The organism is Erysipelatoclostridium sp. An15 (assembly GCF_002160675.1).
In the GTDB taxonomy this organism is placed as follows: domain Bacteria; phylum Bacillota_I; class Bacilli_A; order Erysipelotrichales; family Coprobacillaceae; genus Thomasclavelia; species Thomasclavelia merdavium.
In genome coordinates this window covers 41,543-64,459 of record NZ_NFLA01000007.1, presented here as the reverse complement: position 1 = coordinate 64,459, position 22,917 = coordinate 41,543, and the positions used below count along the sequence as shown (strand labels likewise).

Below are 22,917 nucleotides of genomic sequence, written 5' to 3'. Positions count from 1 at the left end.
CCATTTTTCAAACGTATTATAGCACATATTTTTCTTGTATGCTTATAAAGTTGTGGTATAATTTCTTTATTGAGGAGTGAAATAATGGAAGAAAAAAGTACTATTTTCATGAACTTAGGAACATCATTAGGTTTAGCTATTGGAATTATCTATTTTGCATTTCAGTATTTCTTTGGTTCTGTAAGTTCCTGGATGGCATTAATATTTTTGATTACTGCTTTAATTGGCAGAGTTATTGGTTATGGTTTAGATCGAATCGTAGATAAAAACAGTCAAAAAAAATGAGCATTTTGCTCATTTTTTTATTGGCTATACATTAAATAGTTTTCAAAAGCATCTTTTGCCTGTTTTTCGTGACTACGACTAATAGGAATTACTACGTTATTTTTTAAAATAAAACGATTTCTTTGATGTTCCCTTACTTCATTAAAATTAACAATAAAACTACGATGACATTCAAAAAAATTATCTGGTACTAAATCTAAAAAAGATTGAAATTTATCATAAGTATAATATTGAGTATTATTTAAATGAATAATAGTTCTTCTTAGATCTCTTTCAAAATAAATAATTTCTGATAACGAAATAACTATTTTTTTACCACGGCAGTTTATCAAGATATTATTTTTACTTTCTCTAATATTGTTAATAGCTCTTTTTAATGCTTTAAATAAGTACTTTTCTAGACTTGGTTTATAGATAAAATAACAGTGTTTAGTTTCATAAATTTCGCTAATAACATTAACATAATTACTAACAAAAATAATTTGCGCACCATTTATTTGATTATTGATCTTTTTAGCAAGCTCTATTCCATTTTCATTATAAAAAAGAATATCAACAATAAAAATACTATAATCTAAGAATAACTCAAAGTCCTCTAAAAACTTTATAGCATCATTATAAACGACTATTTCAATCAACGGATCTATTTGATATATTCCATTTCTGATTTGATCAAGAAATTTTTTATCATTATTTAAAATGACAACCTGCATAACAACTACCTCTCCCCTAAAAATTATTAATTTTTAATATCTCCCATATTTATTAATTTTGTAAACTACATTATATTAAATTTCATTCAAAATACCTAGCTGTTCTTAAAAGTGTGTCATTTAAATTTGACAAAAAAAGAGTCTTTAGACTCTTCTACGTTTTGGTTTAAATCTTAAAATTAAAATATATATAACAACTAAAACAATAGCAATTCCATATGGGAAAATAAAATCAATAACATTATTAGTAACTTCTTTGACAGTATCTTTTTCAATAGCTTCAGTTGTCAAATAATCTTCTTCATATAATAAATAATCACCATAATATATTTCTAAATTCCCAACTTTAGTTCCTTTTTTTAATGGTGCTTTTAATTTATCAAATGAATATCGATAATCCAGCTCTTCTAAATTAAAATTATTTGGTAAAAAAGCTGTTGCATCATTTTGATTAGTAATTACTACTGATTTATTATCTTTAGCTAAATCTACTTTTAAAGTGTCAACTTCATTACCCTTTGTTAAGATATTTTGCAAAGAATAACGCTGTCCTACATAGTTCATAATATCTAAAGTATCACAAACTGCTGCACTTGTTCTAACTTCATTAGTACTATGTGCTACAATAGTGATAATTTCATTACCGTTAACAGTATCTAGACTTGATAAACAGTTTTTAGCTTGATTAGTATAACCACTTTTACATCCTAAAATATTAGTAGTATCTATTCCAGCTCGACGCGCATTATAAATCGATTTATTAACCCACTGATGTAATCCATTAGATGAAGTATGATAACGTTGACCATATATTTCTCTAAACTTATCATTTTCAATCGCATGTTTAACAATTAAAGCCATATCATGAGCAGTAGTATAATGATTATCATCATGAATACCTGTAGTATTTACAAAATGAGTATCTTTTAATCCTAACTCACCAGCTAATTCATTCATTTTAGCAACGAAAGCTTCTTGAGAACCACATAAATTATTAGCTAATGCTCTAGTAGCATCAGCACCACTTGGCAATATTGCTCCATATAAAAGATCTTCATATGTAACTACTTCACCAACTTCAAAATTAGCTGAAGATGCCCCGGTTTCCCAAACTGTATCAATATCACTTTGAGTAATAACTGTCGTTGTTGATGTATCTTTCATCATCTCTAATGCCACAATTACAGTCATGACTTTAGTCATGCTAGCCGGATACATTCTTTCATCCATGTTTTTATTGTATAATACCAGCCCTGATTTAGCATCGATTGCCACAGTATATTGGCATGATAAAGTTGTGATTGGTTCACTATTTTCTAAAGCTTTTACTGGTATATTACTAGTAAAAATACTTATTACCATAATAATGGCAACTAATAATTTTTTAACCATTAATTTTCCTCCCATATAAAATTATTTTCCCAATCTATAATTCCCTCGATTTAATTATTAAGGTTATTTGCTAGTTTATTTTAGCACTTTCGACTCTTTTCAACAATATTATTTTATTAAATCAAGCCAATAAATTGCAAAAAATATTCTTAAAACGCACTAAACCCCAAGTTGTAATATACAGCTTGGGGTATTTTATCTAATTAACCATTAATTACATCATGACAACGGTGGCATAATTCGCCTTCCATTTCATCTTCATCAAAGTAATTCCAGCAACGTGGACATTGATGTCCATTGAATTTTTCTGCTTTAATATAAGCACTATCAAATTCTTCTAAAGTAGTATCTTCTACTAAATTAACTTTAGCAACAATAAATAATTGTTTTAAATCATCAGCTAATTTTTCCATATCTTTATAATCATCTTTTAAAGAAATAGTTACTTTAGCTTCCATATTAGATTTAATTACTTTATCATTACGTAATTGTTCTAATGCTTTTAAAACATCTTTACGTAAATCTAAGAAACGTTTAAAGTATTCTTTTAAGCTTTCGCTATCTTCTAATTCAATTTTTTGATAAGCTGGTTCTAAGAATACTGATTCTGCTTTATTTTCATCACAATGGAAATGATCATGTAATTCTTCAGCAGTAAATACTAATACTGGTGAAATTAATTTCATCATGATTTTAGCGTGATAATATAATACCGTTTGAACTTGACGTCTTCTTAAACTATCAGCTTTTTCGATATAAAGAATATCTTTAGTAAAGTCCATATAGAATGAACTTAATAAGTTAGTGAAATAATTTAAGATCAATTGGTTTGCTTCTGCAAAATCAAAGTTTTCATAAGCATTATTATAACCATCAATTAAATCATTTAACTCTGCTAACATATAGCGATCTACTGGTGCTAAATCTTTAATAGCTACTAAATCATTTTCTTTAAAATCATTTAAATTTCCAAGAACGAAACGCATTGTATTTCTAATTTTACGATAGTTTTCAGAAATTTGTTTCATAATATCATTACTAATTCTAACATCTTGCTGATAAGCAACAGAAGTTGCCCAAAGTCTAACGATATCAGCACCAAATTGATTAACTAATTTAATTGGATCAACAGTATTACCTAATGATTTAGACATCTTGTTTCCTTTACCATCTAAAACAAATCCATGAGATAAAACTGTTTTATATGGTGCTTGACCATGAGCAGCCGTACCAACAATTAATGAAGAGTTAAACCAGCCACGATATTGGTCGCTTCCTTCAAAGTATAAATCAACTGGATAACGATAACCACGTTCAATCATACATCCAGTATGACTTGATCCTGAATCAAACCAAACATCCATGATATCTTTTTCTTTTTTGAAAATACCATTTGGTGAATGTTCATTTGTATATCCTGCAGGTAATAAATCTTTTTCATCACGTTCAAACCAGACATTTGAACCATATTTTCTAAATAAATCAGAAATATGTTTAAACACTTTTTCTTCCATGATTGGCGTACCATCTTCACAATAGATAATTGGAATTGGTACACCCCAAGATCTTTGACGAGAAATACACCAGTCACCACGTTCTTTGATCATATTATAAATACGAATATGACCCCATTCATTCAACCAGTTAACTTTATCAATTTCATTTAATAATTTATCTCTAATTTTATCTAATGAACAGAACCATTGATCAGTTGCTCTAAAGATAATTGGTTTTTTAGTTCTCCAGTCATGAGGATAACTATGTTTAATAAATTCAAGTTTTAATAAAACACCTAGTTCATCTAATTTTAAAGTTACTGTTTTATTAGCATCATCAACATATTGTCCTGCTAACCATTCACCGCATTCTTCCATCATGCAGCCATGTTCATCAACATTACAATAAGCTGGTAGACCATATTTTTGACCTACATAAAAGTCGTCAGCCCCAAAACCTGGCGCTGTATGAACGCATCCAGTACCGGCATCAGTTGTAACGTGGTCACCTAAAATAATTAATGATTCACGATCATATAAAGGATGTTGACAAGTAATCATTTCTAATTCACTACCTTTATAGTGTTTGATTACTTTATATTCAGTAATTTCAAATTTTTCCATTAATGAATCAACTAATTCATCTAAAACAATTAATTTACCTTTAGGTGTATCAACAACTGCATAATTGAAATTTTCATTTAAACAGATTGCTAAGTTGGCAGGAATTGTCCATGGTGTAGTTGTCCAGATTACAAAATAAGTATCATTATCTAAAATTCCTTTACCATCTTTAACTTGGAATTTTACATAAATAGTTGGACTTTTAATATCATGGTATTCGATTTCAGCTTCAGCTAATGCTGATTCACTAGATGGTGACCAGTATACTGGTTTTAAACCTTTAAAGATTAATCCATCCATAGCCATTTTAGCAAAAACATCGATTTGATTTGCTTCAAATTCAGGCATTAATGTTAAATATGGATGTTTATAATCTGCAAATGTCCCCATTCTAATTAATTGCTCTTTTTGTTTATCAACTTGCTGATAAGCGTATTCTTTACATTTTTCTCTAAAATCAGCAGTTGACATTTCTTTACGATTTACCCCTAATTTTTGAATAGCATTTTCAATTGGTAAACCATGAGTATCCCAGCCTGGAATATATGGTGTATAAATTCCATTCATATTTTTATAACGAACAATTACGTCTTTAATAACTTTGTTTAACATATGTCCCATATGCATATTACCATTGGCATATGGTGGACCATCATGGAAAACAAATTCTTCATTTCCTTTGTTTTGTTCAAGTACTTTTTCATACATGTTTGCTTCTTGCCAACGTTCTACATACTTAGGTTCTTTTTTAGGAAGATTCCCTCGCATTTCAAAATCAGTTTTTGGCATCAATAAAGTGTCTTTGTAATTCATCTCTTTCTTTCCTCCAAATTAAACTAATAAAAAAAGTCCTTTTATACAAAAGGACGAATAAACCGCGGTACCACCTTAATTCGTGTTATCAAACTTAAACACGCACTTGAGATTTTAACGCAATCAACGGCGACCCCTACTAATTTCAAGGCGCTACTCCAGAGTGATCCATTATAATAATAGTTACTGATTTCCACCAGCCATCAGCTCTCTAGAAACATCTTACTATAAACTGTCTCTTTCATCGTATTTATCATTTTCTTCATCTTCGTTAATTAAATTAAAAACTTCAGAATTATCTATTGAATCCAAAATATCCTGAGACATTTTTTGCACTGAAGCTCTAAATCTAATTGCCTGATCTTTGAAATCGCTCATTTCACTTGATAGATTTCGAACATAATCTAATGATTCCTTTAAAATCATATTTGCATTTCGTTTAGCCTTATCAATTAATTCACTAGCTTCTTTTAAAGCTAAACGAGCAATTTCCTCATTAGTCTTTTCAGTTATATTGACACGATGTTGTAACAATGAGTTTTGTTCTTTAACACGATCTAATTCTTCAGTTAAACTAGTAACTTGTCTTTTTAAGTTTTCTATTTGTTTAAGATAATCATCGATCTTATAGTCAACTTCATGAACATTATAACCCATTAACTGCTTTTTAAAATCACTCATCGTATCAACTCCCTACTTATAAAAATACCCCTCAACAACATGATTATTCTGTTTTGTAAGTCGCTTAGTATCGACAAATTTAACCCTTCCATGCCGTCTTAACGATATTATATCACTATTATTACACAAATAATTTATTTCTTCAACTTCTTTATGATTAACTTTTACAAAACCTGAGCGAATATAGCTAACTGCCTTACTTCTAGGTAGACCATATATTGTAGCAACTACTTTATCTAAACGTAATGAAGAAACAATAAATGTTTTCATTACATATTGATGTTCGATGATAATTTTTTCATCACTTAAACTAGTTTTAACTTTACTACGTTTTATTTTGGTCAAATTATCTTTAACATATTCATATATTTTTTGTTCCATCGCTACATAAAAATCATCTTGATATTCATAAATGTCACCAAATAACTCTCTTTTAACCCCTAATGACATCAATGCCCCTAAAATATCACGATGCGTTAATTTACCAAATGATTGGGCATATTTTATCTTTACTAAAGCAATTTCAAAATCTTGATCTTCAATTTCATAAAAGGCTGGGGCAATAATCATTCTTTTCATTTCACTATTATCCATACCGCCAGCTTCTTTGACAATTAAATCTTCATTATTGCCAATTATTGAATAAACAATTGATTGATGATATGGGTTTAAAAATTTAGTTAAGATAAGTCTTTGTTTATATAAAGCTTGATCTCTATATTCCAAAACTTTTTTAACAAAGACTTCTTCACCTTTAAAATGTTCTAACACAACGAAAAAGTATTAGCTAGGCTAATACTTATTACTCATCGGCTTCTTCATCATCTAAATCAATTGTTCCAGAAACCCCAATATTTTTAGGAGTACATAAGAAAATTCTAGGTCCAATTCTTTGGATATCACCTTCAATTGCATAGATGACTCCACTTAAGAAATCGACAACTCGTTTAGACTGCTCTTTTTGCAAGCGATGTAAATTAACTACAGCTGCTTTTCTTAATTTTAAATAATTAGCAATATCTTGAGTTTCTGCAAAAGCTCGAGGCTCAAATAAGATTAATTGACTATCTTTATTAGCATTCAAAGCTTTAATTGCATCACTAGTTTTTGAAAACTTAGCTTGTTCAAACAAACTTGTTTTTGGTTCTGTATCAATTTCTACATCTTCATATTCTTCAACTTCGTCACCGTCTTCGTCAAAAAACCATTTCTTTACTTTTTGTCCGTATCCCATGAAGTATAAACCTCCTTAACTTATTTCTAGTCCATTATAACATAATATTTCATATCATTAAAGGATTATTAAATCAAGTTAAAAACAAAAGGAGCATTTTTTACTGGTCTATTGTAACTAAAATAACATCGCCGCCAATACTAACTACACATTCAATGGGAATAACAATACAAGGAGCTTCTTTAAAAAAGCAAAGCAATTTTAAAAAGCTGCTTTTTTCAACAACGATTGCTTGAATTGTTCTAGTACACCAGTCAATTTCAATATCACTAATAAACCCAATTTTACAACCATTTACAACATTTACAACATCCTTTGACTGTAGTTTGACAAATCTCATTAAATCACCATTAAAATATATGCATTATTTAAGGTAATTATGTAGATTATTAAGCGCCTTTTTTTCGATTCGAGATACCTGTGCTTGAGAAATAAATAATTCCTTAGCAATTTCACTTTGTGATAACCCCTCAAAATAGCGCTGTTTAATAATCTTATTTTCTTTAGGACTTAAATGATCTATTGCATCATATAAATCAATATTTTGTTTAGTTCTTGATACATCTGTTTTTTCATCTTTTAAAGAATCAATCACTTTTAAATTATTACCATCATCATTTTTTACCTCTTCTTGTAAAGAAGAAATAGTATTAGTAGATAACAAAGCTTCAACAACTTCATTAGGTTTAATTGATAATTCCTTGGCTAGTTCATTAATAGTTGGTTCTCGTTGTAATTTAGCTAAATATTTATCTTTGATTTTCAATACTTTATAAGCTACATCTCTAATAGAACGAGAAATCTTAATTTGATGGTTATCGCGTAAATATCGTTTCATCTCACCAACGATCAATGGAACAGCATAAGTTGAAAACTGCAGCTGATAACTGGTATTAAAGTTTTCAATCGCTTTTATTAATCCTACAATACCTACTTGAAATAAATCTTCTCCATTATCAACCCGTCCATAGAAACGTTTAGTCATTGATAATACTAATTTCATATTGTCATTTACTAGTTGTTCTTTAATTTTAGGATCTTTAGTCGCTTGATATTTATCTATCAAACGATAAGTTTCTTTAGTTGAAAGTTTTCTTTCTGGTTCATGATAACCATTTAAAATAATTTGAAAATTACTCATATTTGCCTTCTTTCAAACTTATTTTTAGCAAATATGACAAAATTATACTTATTTTATCTCATTATAATTTAATTTATTTCTTAATTTTTTTATAATTTTTTTCTCTAATCTAGAAATATATGACTGTGATATGCCCATCATTTTAGCAACATCTTTTTGTGTTAATTCATCATAATTCATTAAACCATATCTAAACATTAAAATCTCTTTTTCACGCTTTGATAAATCCTTAAACGCTTCATAAAACATTGCTTTTTGATCATTTTGTTCCAATTCATTTTTTACTAAATCTTCATCAGTACCAATGATATCAGATAATAATAATTCATTACCATCATAGTCAATATTTAAAGGCTCATCTAATGAAATTTCATGACGCAGTTTATTATTCTTTCTTAAAAACATTAAAATTTCATTTTCAATACACCTCGATGCATAAGTCGCTAATTTTATATTTTTATCAGGTTTAAATGTGTTGATTGCTTTAACTAAACCTATTGTTCCAATACTAATTAAATCCTCAATCCCACCATTTTGACTAGTATCATATCTTTTAGCTACATAAACAACTAGTCGTAAATTATGTTCAATCAATAAATCACGAGCTTTGCTATCACCTTTCATTAATCTTTCTAAAGCTTCTTTTTCTTCTCTTCCTTTTAATGGCGGCGGTAATATATCGTGACGGCCAACATAATAAAGATATTTTGTTTTATTGATTAATTTTAAAATAAATTTAATCATTATAATATTCCCCCCATTAGCACTTTATTTAAAAGACAATCATATTGAACATTAGCAATCATCCCAGCATAAATATCTTGTAACTTTTGATGATTAACCAGCAAATAATCTAATTTAATAACTTCAATTTCATCATTTCTTAAATCATCTAAATTAATAACATCAATTATTTGATATTTCCCAATTATCTCTTGATTAATCAAAATCAAAGGAAATCCCTGATAATATACTTCATTACCACTATCTAAAAAACCTTTAATCAAATACTTATGATTTTGATACATAATTTCTAAATCATACAAATACTCATTGATCCGTACTTTTCTTTTTAAATAGATAATAAACAATATTTGCATTAAAACAGTAAACATAGCAACGATTAATAAACCAATCGCTCCAGCATCAATCGGTGTTATCAAAATACCATTATAAATAAAAGCATCTTTGATAATTGAACTGCAAAAATAAACTAATGAAAAATAAACAAAAATAAAAACTGGATAATACAAAAAAACCTGTTTGTGGTATAAAAATACAAATATTATGGCCCAGATAAATAAAATCAACCAGCCATAATAATCAAAATACAATAAAAAAATAACACTACTTAAATAAAAACTATGCTTCAAAACAATTCGATAAGATAATTCTTTATTTAGTAAAATAGCCATCATTTCTACCGCTAATAAAATCAACATGAAATTCACTAAATAAGTCAGTTCGATATATACCTCCATATTTTCACCCCTAACTATCATAGCAAACAAACAAGCAAAAATATGTCAAGAAAGGTGAATATAAAAAACATATAATAACAAAAAAACGGAGCAACACTCCGTTATTTAGATATTTTAATAGCTTTAATTACAGCATTTCGAAAACCATTTTCTTCTAAAGTTTCAACCCCTTTGATCGTAATACCACCAGGTGAGCAAACTTGATCTTTTAAAACACCCGGGTGTAAATTTGTTTCTTGTTGCATTGTTCCAGAACCGATTAATGTTTGGCTAGCTAATTGATAAGCCACATCTCTTGGCAGTCCTAGACTAACACCACCATCAGCCATCGCCTCAATAAACATATAGACAAAAGCTGGACCACAACCACTAATGCTACCACCAGCTTGCATTTGATATGATGGTAATATGGCAATTTGACCAATACTTGAAAACATTTCTTTAGCAAAAGTAAATTCTTCATCACTCAATGAATTTTCTTTTTCTAATAATGTCATTCCTTTTAAAACTAATGCTGGTGTATTAGGCATTACTGTTAAGTGTCTTGAAGATGGCAATAATAATTCATTATAGCGATCATTATTATATCCAGCAACAATTGAAATCATAGCTTTATTATGCAAATTTTCTTTGATTTTATTAATAACACTTTCAACAATATTTGGTTTAACAGCCATAATGACAATGTCTACCTGATTAACTAATTCCTGTTCACTAGTACAACCATTAATACCATAAGTTTTATTAACAGCATCTAATTTAGAATTATCGATATCAAAAGCATAAACCAAGTCACCACTTATAAAACCGCTTTTAATAATTCCTCCAGCTATTGCACTAGCCATATTTCCCATTCCAATAAATCCTACTTTTTTCATCACATTTCCTCCTATTTAAAAAATAAGCTAACTAGTGTTAGCTTATTAGATTCTTCTATTTTTTATAAATGCAGGTGGAAAATCTCCATCTTCATCATCATCTTCTTCATCTTCGTTAAAACGAGCAGATAAAGGCACTACATCTTCATCACTACGTTTTTTTAATACATTGCTACGAGGATCAAATTCATCAACATTATCGTCTTCAAAACCAGTAGCGATAATTGTAACGATGATTTCATCATCTAAGTTTTCATTAATAGCAATTCCTAAATATGTATTAATATCATTTCCCACTTCTTGAGAAATAGTTTCTAATGCGATATTGGCATCAAATAAAGAAATATTTGGTCCACCTGTTACGTTAATAATAGCATCTTTAGCCCCAGCAACAGATACTTCTAATAATGGTGAAGAAATAGCTCGCTTAGCAGCTTCTTTAGCTTTATCATCACCTGAAGACATACCGATACCAATTAAAGCATTACCACGATTTTTCATAACCGCAGAAACATCGGCAAAGTCAAGGTTAATAAATGCTGGTATAGCAATTAAGTCAGTGATTGTTTGAACCCCTTGACGTAATACATTATCAGCTTCTCTAAAAGCTTCCTGCATTGGACGACCACCAATTAATTGTAATAAACGGTCATTAGATACCGTAATAATAGAGTCTACATTAGCACGTAATTCTTCAATTCCGGCAATTGCTTGTTTCTTACGACGCATTCCTTCAAAAGTAAATGGTTTAGTAATAACCCCTACTGTCAAAGCTCCTAATTCACGAGCAATTTTAGCAAATACTGGGGCTGCTCCAGTTCCAGTTCCACCACCCATACCGGCAGCAATAAATACCATGTCAGCACCTTCTAATACTTGACGAATTTCATTTTCAGATTCCAAAGCAGCTTTTTTCCCTTTTTCAGGATCACCACCTGCTCCTAATCCTTTAGTTAAATCACGACCTAATTCAATTTTATTTTCAACTGGTGAACGTCGTAACACTTGTAAATCAGTATTTGCGACATAGAATTCAACACCTTCAACGCCTTCTTCTACCATGCGGTTAACAGCGTTATTTCCGCCACCACCAATACCAATTACTTTAATTCGTGCTACTTGTTCAAATCCTAATTCTTCACTCATGTCAACATTTCCTCTCTTTTTATATTAATCTTCACTAAAAAATGAATCTAATAGTTTAGATACTTTTTTTCCTTGGTTTTTTGGTGCTGATTTTGTTAGTCCTTTAAAGCGAATTGCCATAGTGTTAGAAATATCTGGCAACACTAACGATGGCTTATATGCACCAATAATATTCTTTCTTTCCATTAAATAATATACCATTCCAATGGCACCTACTAATGACATATCTCTAGCCCCAATTGTATCTGGTCGATATAAACGAACCGAACAATCTAAAACCTTACTGGCAATATCATCCAGCATTTCTAATTCGCCACCGCCTCCAACAATTAAAGCTTCATATTTATTAATATCTTCAATAACAGAAATTTTTTCTTTAATTTTATTCATTACTTCATAAGCTGTTTCATTCAACAAGTCAGCAAGATCTTGTTGCGTATAATCACGATTACCATCTTTAGAATATGTAGTATGAATAATATCATTTTGTCCTTTAGTAACATCTAAAGAACCATATTTAACTTTATAAGCTTCTGCCTGATTCATAGATATTTGCATATTTTGAGCTACTTTTCTAGTAAAGTCATAACCACCTACTTGAACAACTGTCAAGTATTGCAAATAACCATTTTTATAAAAAGACACTGTTGTTGTCTTATAACCCATGTCTATTAATAAAGCACCTTCTTGTAAATACACTGCATCAAAGGCTTCATTTGCACAAGCATAAGCATTAATTGTAATATCGAGTACTTCAATACCACATTTTTCTACTACTGAAATATATGGATATAATAATTCTTTACTAGTTGTAATAATTAGTGAATCAACGATTAAATTTCGTGACATTTCACCTAATGGAGCTTCTGTTGTTGCTCCTTTATCACTATGATAGCGAACTGGGATTATTGAAACTACTTCTTCATCTTTAGAACGTTTAAATTTAGAAGATAGTTTTAAAACCCTAACAATATCATCACTAGTAATCTTTGAACCATTTTCTGATAGGCTAATACTACTATCACTTTGATACAATTTTGCTTTTATAGTTGGAATTGTCAAAGCGACACTGGTAATTTTTGTTTCCAGGAATTGTTCCGCTTCTTCAATTAACTTTTTTATATCTTTGGCTAAGATACGATCATCTTCAATGATTCCTTTTTTAACACCGTGACTAGCAACGGTCTTAACAAAAAGGATATTTACATTAATGCTACTTATTTCGGCAACTAAAAACTTCAGCGTTGCACTTCCGATATCTAAAACAGCGTAAATATCTTTCATCACGTATCCCCTTTTCTTTGTATATATACAATATTAGCATAAAACAAGTAATTTTTAAACTCCTTTAAGCGCCCCATAGCAAAAAATTAATTATAAGCATAAACATATTTTCCACAAAAATCATAATATTTTTGATTTGGGAAACGTTCCATGATCAAAGAGTAATTATCATCAGCTAACTGACTAGCCATATCATCATATAAAACATATAAAATCTTACCATCATCCATAATAAATTCACAACGAGTATTTACTAAATTTTCTGGTGCATAACGAACATCAGAAATCTGATTTATTACTTGAGTTGGTAGTTTAGCAAACTCACTAGAAAACTCTTCAAAGCGTTCTTCATCGAAACCACTAATTTGCGGACATCTTTGAACAAAATTTACCAACGAACCAGTTTCATCTTTAATTACTCGTCCAGTTTGACTTATAACATGTAAAACACCGTTGATCGTTGCTTGTCCTATTGGATCTGCTTCAACAACTTTTATTGTTACATCCCCAAAAAGATTTTTAGAAACAGTGGCACTTTTAATTAATGAAGTATCTTCAATTGCTTCTTTAGCCTCACTTAAATCAGCAAAAAAAGTAAAATCTTCATGTACCTTGATTTTAGAAGCAGCGATAATTTCTTCAGTACTTACTTTTTCATTACCAGTAACTGTAATCGTTTGAATCTTACTAAAATCACTAATAAAAAAAGCCACGATTAAAACAACGATCAAGCCTAAAGCTAAAATACAACGTTTTCTCTTCTTCTTTTTCTCTTGTTTTTTTCGATAATAAGCTTTTACTTGTTCGTGATCATAGTTATTATAAATTATTCGCTGCTTTTGTTTTGCCATAATCTACTCCCAATTAACTAATTCTACTTCGCGTTTTAATCTTACATTAAACTTTTCATAAACTTTATCTTGTACTAGCATAATTAAATCATAAATATCTTTAGCACTAGCATAACCATTGTTTACAATAAAATTTGAATGTTTTGGAGAAACCTGAGCTCCTCCAATTTCATATCCTCTTAAACCACATTCATCGATATATTGCCATGCGGCTTTTTGTTCAGGATTTCTAAACACACTGCCAGCACTAGGCATATTCCATGGCTGTGTTGCCATTCTTCTTTCTTTACGTTTATCTAAAACCGCTTTAATTTCATTTGGATCTTTAGAAGTCAATTCAAACTCCGCTTCTAAAACCACTAATTGACGATTATCTTGACAAATTGAATGACGATATGAAAATTCCATTTGTTCTTTAGTATATGTTACTACTTGATGTTTTTCATTCAACAATGTAACACTTTTAACAACACTAGCTATATCATATTTATAAGCTCCGGCATTCATGTAGATTCCCCCGCCAATTGCACCAGGAATTCCACCCATGAATTCAAAACCGCTTAAACCAATCTTAGCAGCTTGATAAGCCAAATTAATCATCAACACCCCAGATTGGGCTTTAACAATACAGCCATTAACACTTATCTTTGTGAAACATTCATTTAAAGAAATAATAATTCCTTCATATTCTTTATCAGAAAATAATAAGTTCGAACCACGGCCGATTACCTTATATTGTACTTGATTTTCATTGCAATATTCAATTGTTTTTATCAAACTTTCAGTATCTTTTACTTTTAAATAAATCCGCGCTGGTCCCCCAACTTTATAAGTAGTATGTTTGTACATCGGTTCATCTTCAATCATTGCCCCGACATCCATAGCTTCTAAGTCCTTTTTTATTTGAGAAAATTCCATTTCTATCTCCTACATTTCTTTAATTAATTGATAAATATCCTGACAAGCATTAGGCTTACCTAATGCCACGGCATTTTTCTTCATACTTTCCTGTAAAATCTGATTATTAATAATCTCATCTACTTTATTTACAAAATCTTTACTATTTAAATCAGCTTCTAAAATCAGCATTGCGGCATCATTATCCGCTAACTCACGAGCATTATATTCTTGATGGTTAGCCACAACATAAGGGCTAGGAATCAAGATAGAAGGAATACCAACAGCAGTAATTTCCGCTAATGTTGATGCCCCAGCTCTAGAAACAACTAAAGTTGTATTTTTCAACACTGAAGGCATATCATCAATATATGGAACCAGTTTAATATTGTCATTAAGTTTACCTAACTGTTCTTCCATTTGCTGATAATATGGTTTTCCAGTAACATATAATACTTGATAGTCTTTATTTTCAAAAGCCTTTAGTGATTCTATCATCTTTTCGTTAACTGATTTTGAACCCAAAGAACCCATGACAATTGTTACTAATGGTTTATTAGGATCTAAATCATATTTTTTGAAAATATCTTTTGGTTCAATTTTAGCAATCACACTAGCTCGTGGATTACCTAATTTATATGTCTTTTCTTTAGGAAAAGATTCATATGCTTTATCATAACAACATACAATTCGATCAACATTTTTTACTAAGATCTTATTCGTTAAACCGATAATTGAATTTTGTTCATGAATCATCGTTTTATAACCTAGTCTTGCAGCTGCTTCAACGATGCTGGCACTAGGATAACCACCAAAACCAATTACAATATCTGGTTTAAAGTTTTTAACTATTTTTTTAGCAGAAAAAATTGATTTTACAAAAATCAATGCTGCAATACCTTTCTTGATTGGATTACCAACTAATCCCCTTACATTTAACCCAATATAATCATATCCCATTTGAGGGACTACTTCAGATTCTAAACGATCTTTTGTCCCCACAAATAAAAACTGACTATCTGGTTCTACTTCTTTTATATATTCAACTAAAGCTAAAGCAGGATATAAATGACCTCCTGTTCCTCCAGCTCCAACGATTACTCTCATCTTCTCACCTCTAGTAGTAGTATACCATTAAAAAGTTGATTTTGAAATATTTAAAACAATTCCCATCGCAATTAATGTTATCGTAAGCGACGACCCGCCATATGACATTAACGGCAACGTTACACCTGTAACCGGAAATAATCCTACGACAACACCTAGATTAATCAATGTCTGAATCCCAATCATAGAAATAATACCAATCATTAAAAAACTACCAAATAAATCTTTTACTCGTGTAGCCTGGTTAAATACCGTTATAAACAAATAACCATATAAACCAACTAAAACAATTCCTCCAATTAAACCAAACTCTTCTAAAAAAATAGCAAAAATAAAATCAGTTTGGGGCTCAGGTAAATAAAAATGCTTTTGAATACTATTATTATACCCAACTCCTAAAATACCTCCAGGAGCAATTGCATATAAAGATTGAATTATTTGAAATCCGCTGCCTAAAGGATCAGCAAAAGGATTTAAAAAAGCCACGATTCTTTGTAAACGATATGGTGCCGAAATAATCATTATAATAATCCCAATTACCCCAATAATTCCTAACATCACAAAATATTTAAACGGAAACGGGCTAACAATCAACATAACAATAATTGAACAAACCATAACTACCCCGCTACCAAAATCTGGCTGCAGCATAATTAAACCAAATCCTAGAAATAAAATAAACAATAATTTAAAACTAGCCTTTAATTTCTTTAATTCATGATAATGATTACTGATATAGTTAGCACCATAAATAATTATTGCAATCTTAAACAATTCCGAAGGCTGCAAAGAAATAATTCCTAAATTAAACCACGATCTAGAACCACCACGAACAGAACCAATTCCTGGAATCAATACTAATATCATCAACAAAAATGTTCCAATCAAAAACTTATTAGTATATTTTTGATAAATATGATAATCAATTTTGGAAACAACAAACATTAAGATTATCCCAATAACAGCAAAAATAATTTGTCTTTTTATATAATACAAAGAATCATTATATTTATAACCAGCCCAAATATTAGAGGCACTATAAACCATCATTAGTCCAATTAAGACAATTGTTATTGCGATAATCACAACTCTTTTTCTTTTCACACTTACCACCATTATAAGTATATGAACTGATTTTCTATAAATGTAAAAATAGTTATCATTTTAATATCATCGTTTCTATTCTAGTATCTTAATATTTTTAATATCGATAAAAAAATAAGCCAAACTATCAAAATAATTTGGCTTATCTTATATTTAGTTTTAAATTATTTTTTTAATAACGCACTTCTTTTAAAGATCCAATATCCAGCTCCTGAAATAAGTAGACCAATTAATATTGGTAAAATAGCTACTGCATCATCAGTTTTTACTGCTTGAGTATTATTTGAAGTATTGTTACTACTATTATCATTAACCGGATCATTTGGTAATGGAGTTACTCCTGGATCATTTGATTCATTATCACTATTGTCATCCTCACTGTCAATAATTACAAGCTGATCAATTGCTTGTTGCAATTGTTCGTAAATTTCATTTACTTGTTCTTGTGTTGCGTTATCATCATCAATAATCGCTTCTGCTTTCTTTATTAATTCAGCAACTTTAGCATAAGAATCTGATGTATATTTATCTTTATCTAGCTGACAAGCTTTATTATATAAAGTAGTTAAATTTAGTTTATCTGCTTTTTCAACTAATTGATTGATAGCTTGATTTAATTGATTAATTGCTTCGTCAACTTGTTGTTTAGTAGCATTAGCATCATTAAATACTTCAGTTGCTTTTTGTAAAGCTTCGCTAAGCACTGTAATTGATTGAGGTGTATATTTATCAGGATCTAACTTGCTATTAGCCGTATCAATTGCATTTTTCAAATCTGTTTTATCAACTATTTCAACTAGATTTGCAACACTGTTTTCTAACTGTTCAATTGCATTTATATAATCTTGATATACTGCAGTTTCATCATTATAAACTTTAATTGCATTATTTAATGCCTCTTGATATGTAGCTACACTACCAGGAGTATATAATGAAACATCAATATCTTTATATTTTTCATAAGCTTCTAACAGATTTGATTTAAAACTAGTTCCATAAACTTCAAATTCCCATAATGAGTAGCCATATTTGCTACCAACTTCAATTCCTAGCATTCTTACATATCTTGCTGTAACATCTTCATAACTAAATTCATCAATACCGCCATCGCCATCACTTACATGACTAATATCGATCCATTCTTCACCGTCATTAGAAACTTGAATTTTATATTCTTTAGCTCCATTTCCTTCCCAGTTTAGTACAACTTTTGAAATGTTATAGACATCATTTAAATACACATAAATCCATTCATCATTAGACTCTCTATTTGATACCCAGCGTGATTGTTTTCCATCAACTGTTTCATTTGTTCCTTTACCATCAAAAGCTAATGAAGATTCATATGTTTTATTACCATCTTTACTATCTGTATATTGTGAACTAGCTTTTGAATCTTTATTTAAAGCAAGATTGGTATTTGGATCTTCTGGTTCTAATACTGCAGTACCATAAACCTCAAATTCCCATAATGAATAACCATAGATACTACCAGGTTCAATTCCTAACATTCTTACATATCTTGCTGTAACATCTTCATAACTAAATTCATCAATACCACCATCACCATCACTCGCATGACTGATATCGATCCATTCTTCACCGTCATTAGAAACTTGAACCTTATATTCTTTAGCTCCGTTTCCTTCCCAGTTTAATACAACTTTTGAAATGTTATAGACATCATTTAAATCCACATAAATCCATTGTGATGTTGCACTAGGGTCTTCTTTAGTTCTTAAAGATACCCAGCGTGATTGTTTTCCATCAACTGTTTCATTTGTACCTTTACCATCAAAAGCTAATGAAGACTCATATGTTTTATTACCATCATTAGGATCAGTAAATTCACTGCTGGCATAAGAAGTTTTATTTAATGCAATATTTTCTTCTGGTTCGATTGGTTCTTCATGTAATGTGCCATATACTTCAAATTCCCATAATGAATAACCATATTTTGATGCACATTCAATTCCTTGCATCTTAACATAACGACCAGTGACTGTATCTGCAAATTCAATATAATCAATTCCTGGTTGTCCATTTTCTTCTAAATGAACTTCTTGCCACTTACTACCATCATCAGATACTAAGATCTGATATTGTTTAGCACCATTACCTTCCCAATAAAGTTTCACACCTGTTAAGTCATAGCTTGCTTGTAAATCAATTTGAATATATTCATCATCAGAATTACGGTTAGAAACCCATCTTGATTGATCATTACCACCATTATTTTCAAAACTTCCATCTATTGCTCTACTTGCTTCATAAACGTTGTTATAAACAGAAGAAGCTGTTGCTGTTTTATTTAAAGCAATATTTTGTAAGTTTTCTGCTTCAACTAAATCACCATAAATCGACCATTGTACCAATTGATATGCTGATCCACTTGATTCATTTAGTTTTAAACGAACATATTTAGCCTCATGATCACCTAAGTCTAAAACATCTTCTTGACCGCCTTGACCATCAGTAATTGTTTTGATCGTTTGCCATGTTTTAGCATCATCAGAGATTTGGATTTCATAATTAGTTGCATAATCATCGCCCCAGTCTAGATGCATATTAGAAATTTTATATGTTCCTTTTAATTCAACATAGATCCATTGATCATCTACACCAGTAGAAATCCAAGATGTATTAGCTTTATTATCAACAGCATTTGTTGGTAAATTTAAATCTTTGATAGTACTAGAGAAAACATTTTTATTGGCTGCTATATCTTCTTCTTCATAACTTCCATAAACAGAAATTTCATAAATACTAATACCATACTTCAATTGCGTTGATTTATGAGAATAGATTTTAACATAACGACCATAAACTGGTTCATCAAAATTATACTCATCTAATAAATCATCTTCTGTAGCTAAACCTTCTTCGACAGAAACCCAATTATTTTTATCGTTAGAAACCTGGATTTCATAATCATCAGAACATGCTGCTTCCCATTGGATAGTTAAAGCATTAATTTTTGCATATTGACCTAAATCAACAATGATCCAGTTATCATCTTCATTTCTTAAAGAACTCCATCTTGTAGCAGTATTGCCATCCACAGCATTTTCTTTAACATTACCCGGATCATTTGTAGAAGTACTGCTTACCTCTACTTCTTTATTAAGGGCAAGTGAATCACTAGTTTTGAAAGTTATTTCTTTAATTTCAAAACAATCACCAACACCTTCTTTCATTACGATTTTAACGTATGGATAAACACCGCCTAATTCAACGATGTCACTGCCACCATCACCGTTACTTATCGATGTCAACAATTCATATTCTTTACCATCTTTAGAAACTAAAACATCATATGCACTAGCATAATTTTCACCCCAAATAATTTCCATTGAAGCTAGATGCTGATTACTGCTAGTAAACATGCTAATCCATTCATCTTCTAAATCTTCAGTTTTAAAATATGTACTTTCATCACCGTCGAAAGCCATTGTGATATCATGATTTTCTTTACTAGAAGAAGCTTGATAACGATTATCAGCTGTTTCATTTAAAGTGATTGTTTGACCAGCATATGGTAGAGCCCCTGAAACAAAAGTTGTTTTTGTTTCTTGACCATCATAATTTAAAGTTACTTGTACAACTTGATTATCACTAGTATCATTAACTGCTAATGAAATTTTTCTTGTATCATCACTTTCATCAATAATAACACTGCAAGGATAATCAACAGAAATTGTATAACCTGGTTTATATTCTAATGTACCAGCTTTATAGAAATTAATTTGAGTTTGTTTTAAACCATCATGTCTAACTGCTTGAACATCTTCATTGTTGGCAACAACTGTAATTGGAATATCTGTAGCATAATCACTTACACTGCTTGCATCAGTATTTGGTAAAACAATATAAGCATAGCTTTCATCACTTGGTTTTAAACCATGATCTAAATAAGCTGTAAATGTAGCTGGTGTTTCAGCTTTTTTCTCTTCATCCCATAATGATGGATTATCCATTTGGGTACTGTTACTTACAACTACATCAGTATTATCTAAAAATACATAACCAACTTTATCATTATATAACCAATTAGTATTGTAAACTTGTTCCTTAGTTCCTTCACTTACAGTTTGCCCACCAACATTAACATCATTTGCTTCACATTGATTTAATGTCGTATGGATATTTACATTTTCGGTAGAACTAATACCAGATCCTAAAGCAACAAACTCATCATCAAAGAAGAAATACCCCTTCTTCACTTGAGTTCCTTTTTTATCCATATCATAAGCAGTAGCTCCATAATTACCATTAGAAACTCCAATAGTATGTTCTGTTCCATTAGTAAAACGTCCTGAATTAGAATAATCTTGAACTATTCTTGCAGCAGTTGTTGTTCCTGGACAGTGTGACCAGTCATATGTTGGATAAACATTAGTATATTCATCACCATCAACACTAATAGTAGATGCTGCCGAAGATGTCCAGTATATTAATTGTCCGCCATCTTCTTCATAACCACTCCAGCTGCCACGCCATTCACCACCAATAATTTGATCAGAGTCCATTTTGATATTGACACCATAATCATCTCTCATATGTGAAGCATAACCAGAACGCCACATATAATAGTTACCATTTTTACCATTTGATGTATCTTTTCCTTGGATATTATCAAGAATGTTTTGATATTCATTACTATGTTCAGGATCTGATGCAATCATTCTTTTTAATGGTTCAATATATTCGGATGCATAATTTTCATAACCAACATCATAATCATATGGACGATAACCAAGATAAAGTTCCATGATATCGCCTCTAATGGTCCAGCTAGTACCATCAATCATATAATCAGCCATTAAATCAATAACATCCTGACTAAAAGCATATTCTGTTTCTCTTAGCATATAAATCCAGAAACTCATATCTCTAAACATTGACATTCCATAGCCATTAGAGTAAAACTGTCTTCCATGCATATAGAAACTATTGTCAACCTGTACAGCTTCAGCAGTATTATCATCCCTCTGGACAACTAAACAATAACTTAAATAATCATCTACCAATTCTTTTAAATCCAGCTTTTTAAAACCGCTAGAATCAGTATGTTTAGTTCCATTTTCAGTGATAATTGCATAATAAACGTAATTTTGATCAAACCATAAGTTATTTTGACCTGTTCCATATTTTTCTGGTGTTTTTTCTAAAAGTTTTTCCAGTAAAATATCAAAAGCATCATCACTGATGATATCTTCCATGAATAAAGCAATTCTAGAAAATCTTAATTGAACCCCAATCTGATTTTCCCACCAGTTTGTTGATGAGGGATCTTCTTGGCCCCAATATATAATCGCTTGATTCAACTTATCAATAACTTCTTCATCGTGATAAAGAGAATTTCCTTCTTGATGGTAAGCTATTGCAATAGCCTGAAGACGATCTAACGCTAAATATGGTGACCAAGCAACTCCATTAGCAGCGCTTGTCGTTGCATCATAATCAACATCATCAAACGATCCATCTCCCTGGATCAATTTAAGATAATCTTCAGCTTTCGAAACATAACATGTTTCTACTTTAGCACCATCATCAATCGTATCTTGAATTAAAAAGTAATCTTTTAGTCTTGTTTTAATGACTGCAAAATCATTTTCACTTGCATAAGTTACATGCAAAGAACTTAACGCTAACCCTAAAGACATGATCAATGACAATGTTATTTTCAATGCCTTTTTTATCATTTTTCTACCCTCCTTACATTGAAAACGCTTACTACAATTATTATTATTTATTCATATAGCTTGAATTTCAACGCTCAATTACTTG

The 22,917-nt window shown here is 30.3% G+C and carries 19 protein-coding genes and 1 other annotated feature; of the genes, 1 reads left to right on the top strand and 18 read right to left on the bottom strand.

Translation table 11 applies throughout. The annotated features are described in order from the left end of the window. The first annotated feature begins 84 nt into the window (after window positions 1–84). Window positions 85–285, top strand: coding sequence for a hypothetical protein (locus B5E92_RS04100; RefSeq protein ID WP_087299470.1), 201 nt, complete (start codon window positions 85–87; stop codon window positions 283–285). A gap of 17 nt (window positions 286–302) precedes the next feature. Here B5E92_RS04100 and B5E92_RS04095 read toward each other — a convergent pair whose 3' ends face one another. The 18 genes from B5E92_RS04095 to B5E92_RS04010 all read right to left on the bottom strand — a co-directional run bounded on the left by B5E92_RS04095 (window position 303) and on the right by B5E92_RS04010 (window position 22,832). After that, window positions 303–998, bottom strand: a complete 696-nt coding sequence (locus B5E92_RS04095; protein ID WP_087299468.1) for a LytTR family DNA-binding domain-containing protein — start codon at window positions 996–998, stop codon at window positions 303–305. Window positions 999–1,142: 144 nt separating this feature from the next. After that, window positions 1,143–2,390 (bottom strand): D-alanyl-D-alanine carboxypeptidase family protein, encoded by a 1,248-nt coding sequence (locus tag B5E92_RS04090; protein ID WP_087299466.1) that lies wholly within the window; start codon window positions 2,388–2,390, stop codon window positions 1,143–1,145. A gap of 203 nt (window positions 2,391–2,593) precedes the next feature. Further along, window positions 2,594–5,323 carry an isoleucine--tRNA ligase gene (gene ileS, locus B5E92_RS04085; RefSeq protein ID WP_087299464.1) on the bottom strand — a complete coding sequence of 910 codons (2,730 nt, stop codon included), beginning with the start codon at window positions 5,321–5,323 and terminating at the stop codon, window positions 2,594–2,596. Between the two features lie 46 nt (window positions 5,324–5,369). Beyond that, window positions 5,370–5,577: a binding site (T-box leader), on the bottom strand. After that, window positions 5,549–6,004 (bottom strand): DivIVA domain-containing protein, encoded by a 456-nt coding sequence (locus B5E92_RS04080; protein WP_087299462.1) that lies wholly within the window; start codon window positions 6,002–6,004, stop codon window positions 5,549–5,551. It overlaps the preceding feature by 29 nt. 12 nt (window positions 6,005–6,016) lie before the next feature. Next, complete coding sequence (locus B5E92_RS04075; RefSeq protein ID WP_087299460.1) at window positions 6,017–6,775, bottom strand: RNA-binding protein; 759 nt, start codon at window positions 6,773–6,775, stop codon at window positions 6,017–6,019. A 31-nt stretch (window positions 6,776–6,806) separates the two neighbouring features. Next, window positions 6,807–7,238, bottom strand: a complete 432-nt coding sequence (locus B5E92_RS04070; protein ID WP_087299458.1) for a cell division protein SepF — start codon at window positions 7,236–7,238, stop codon at window positions 6,807–6,809. A 100-nt stretch (window positions 7,239–7,338) separates the two neighbouring features. Then, a complete protein-coding gene (locus B5E92_RS04065) occupies window positions 7,339–7,578 on the bottom strand; it encodes a YlmC/YmxH family sporulation protein (protein WP_087299456.1) in 240 nt (79 codons plus the stop codon). A 24-nt stretch (window positions 7,579–7,602) separates the two neighbouring features. After that, window positions 7,603–8,379 carry a SigB/SigF/SigG family RNA polymerase sigma factor gene (locus B5E92_RS04060; RefSeq protein ID WP_087299454.1) on the bottom strand — a complete coding sequence of 259 codons (777 nt, stop codon included), beginning with the start codon at window positions 8,377–8,379 and terminating at the stop codon, window positions 7,603–7,605. A gap of 48 nt (window positions 8,380–8,427) precedes the next feature. Continuing rightward, complete coding sequence (gene sigE, locus B5E92_RS04055; RefSeq protein WP_087299452.1) at window positions 8,428–9,123, bottom strand: RNA polymerase sporulation sigma factor SigE; 696 nt, start codon at window positions 9,121–9,123, stop codon at window positions 8,428–8,430. Further along, on the bottom strand, window positions 9,123–9,860 hold the full coding sequence (locus B5E92_RS04050; RefSeq protein ID WP_087299450.1) for a sigma-E processing peptidase SpoIIGA: 738 nt from the start codon (window positions 9,858–9,860) through the stop codon (window positions 9,123–9,125). Before B5E92_RS04050 ends, sigE begins: the two co-directional genes overlap by 1 nt. 101 nt (window positions 9,861–9,961) lie before the next feature. Then, the gene (gene proC / locus B5E92_RS04045) at window positions 9,962–10,738 is read right to left on the bottom strand and encodes a pyrroline-5-carboxylate reductase (RefSeq protein ID WP_087299448.1); all 777 of its coding nucleotides are present in this window, start codon (window positions 10,736–10,738) and stop codon (window positions 9,962–9,964) included. Window positions 10,739–10,783: 45 nt separating this feature from the next. Further along, the gene (gene ftsZ, locus B5E92_RS04040; RefSeq protein ID WP_087299446.1) at window positions 10,784–11,884 is read right to left on the bottom strand and encodes a cell division protein FtsZ; all 1,101 of its coding nucleotides are present in this window, start codon (window positions 11,882–11,884) and stop codon (window positions 10,784–10,786) included. Window positions 11,885–11,908: 24 nt separating this feature from the next. Beyond that, window positions 11,909–13,168 carry a cell division protein FtsA gene (ftsA, locus tag B5E92_RS04035; protein WP_087299444.1) on the bottom strand — a complete coding sequence of 420 codons (1,260 nt, stop codon included), beginning with the start codon at window positions 13,166–13,168 and terminating at the stop codon, window positions 11,909–11,911. A gap of 86 nt (window positions 13,169–13,254) precedes the next feature. Beyond that, window positions 13,255–14,019, bottom strand: coding sequence for a cell division protein FtsQ/DivIB (locus B5E92_RS04030; RefSeq protein WP_087299442.1), 765 nt, complete (start codon window positions 14,017–14,019; stop codon window positions 13,255–13,257). 3 nt (window positions 14,020–14,022) lie between these two features. Continuing rightward, on the bottom strand, window positions 14,023–14,937 hold the full coding sequence (gene murB / locus B5E92_RS04025; RefSeq protein WP_087299441.1) for a UDP-N-acetylmuramate dehydrogenase: 915 nt from the start codon (window positions 14,935–14,937) through the stop codon (window positions 14,023–14,025). A gap of 9 nt (window positions 14,938–14,946) precedes the next feature. Further along, window positions 14,947–16,023, bottom strand: a complete 1,077-nt coding sequence (murG, locus tag B5E92_RS04020) for an undecaprenyldiphospho-muramoylpentapeptide beta-N-acetylglucosaminyltransferase (RefSeq protein WP_087299439.1) — start codon at window positions 16,021–16,023, stop codon at window positions 14,947–14,949. A gap of 27 nt (window positions 16,024–16,050) precedes the next feature. Beyond that, on the bottom strand, window positions 16,051–17,127 hold the full coding sequence (gene ftsW / locus B5E92_RS04015) for a putative lipid II flippase FtsW (protein WP_087299437.1): 1,077 nt from the start codon (window positions 17,125–17,127) through the stop codon (window positions 16,051–16,053). Window positions 17,128–17,291: 164 nt separating this feature from the next. Beyond that, window positions 17,292–22,832 (bottom strand): discoidin domain-containing protein, encoded by a 5,541-nt coding sequence (locus tag B5E92_RS04010; RefSeq protein WP_087299435.1) that lies wholly within the window; start codon window positions 22,830–22,832, stop codon window positions 17,292–17,294. Window positions 22,833–22,917 lie beyond the last annotated feature (85 nt).

What these genes read in the sequence shown, in the direction of transcription:
- ileS (WP_087299464.1), bottom strand. Translation starts at nt 5,323, where the DNA reads ATGAATTACAAAGACACTTTATTGATGCCAAAAACTGATTTTGAAATG.
- proC (WP_087299448.1), bottom strand. Translation starts at nt 10,738, where the DNA reads ATGAAAAAAGTAGGATTTATTGGAATGGGAAATATGGCTAGTGCAATA.
- ftsA (WP_087299444.1), bottom strand. Translation starts at nt 13,168, where the DNA reads ATGAAAGATATTTACGCTGTTTTAGATATCGGAAGTGCAACGCTGAAG.
- B5E92_RS04100 (WP_087299470.1), top strand. Translation starts at nt 85, where the DNA reads ATGGAAGAAAAAAGTACTATTTTCATGAACTTAGGAACATCATTAGGT.
- B5E92_RS04070 (WP_087299458.1), bottom strand. Translation starts at nt 7,238, where the DNA reads ATGGGATACGGACAAAAAGTAAAGAAATGGTTTTTTGACGAAGACGGT.
- B5E92_RS04080 (WP_087299462.1), bottom strand. Translation starts at nt 6,004, where the DNA reads ATGAGTGATTTTAAAAAGCAGTTAATGGGTTATAATGTTCATGAAGTT.
- B5E92_RS04095 (WP_087299468.1), bottom strand. Translation starts at nt 998, where the DNA reads ATGCAGGTTGTCATTTTAAATAATGATAAAAAATTTCTTGATCAAATC.
- B5E92_RS04030 (WP_087299442.1), bottom strand. Translation starts at nt 14,019, where the DNA reads ATGGCAAAACAAAAGCAGCGAATAATTTATAATAACTATGATCACGAA.
- ftsZ (WP_087299446.1), bottom strand. Translation starts at nt 11,884, where the DNA reads ATGAGTGAAGAATTAGGATTTGAACAAGTAGCACGAATTAAAGTAATT.
- sigE (WP_087299452.1), bottom strand. Translation starts at nt 9,123, where the DNA reads ATGATTAAATTTATTTTAAAATTAATCAATAAAACAAAATATCTTTAT.
- B5E92_RS04060 (WP_087299454.1), bottom strand. Translation starts at nt 8,379, where the DNA reads ATGAGTAATTTTCAAATTATTTTAAATGGTTATCATGAACCAGAAAGA.
- B5E92_RS04010 (WP_087299435.1), bottom strand. Translation starts at nt 22,832, where the DNA reads ATGATAAAAAAGGCATTGAAAATAACATTGTCATTGATCATGTCTTTA.
- murG (WP_087299439.1), bottom strand. Translation starts at nt 16,023, where the DNA reads ATGAGAGTAATCGTTGGAGCTGGAGGAACAGGAGGTCATTTATATCCT.
- murB (WP_087299441.1), bottom strand. Translation starts at nt 14,937, where the DNA reads ATGGAATTTTCTCAAATAAAAAAGGACTTAGAAGCTATGGATGTCGGG.
- B5E92_RS04050 (WP_087299450.1), bottom strand. Translation starts at nt 9,860, where the DNA reads ATGGAGGTATATATCGAACTGACTTATTTAGTGAATTTCATGTTGATT.
- B5E92_RS04065 (WP_087299456.1), bottom strand. Translation starts at nt 7,578, where the DNA reads ATGAGATTTGTCAAACTACAGTCAAAGGATGTTGTAAATGTTGTAAAT.
- B5E92_RS04090 (WP_087299466.1), bottom strand. Translation starts at nt 2,390, where the DNA reads ATGGTTAAAAAATTATTAGTTGCCATTATTATGGTAATAAGTATTTTT.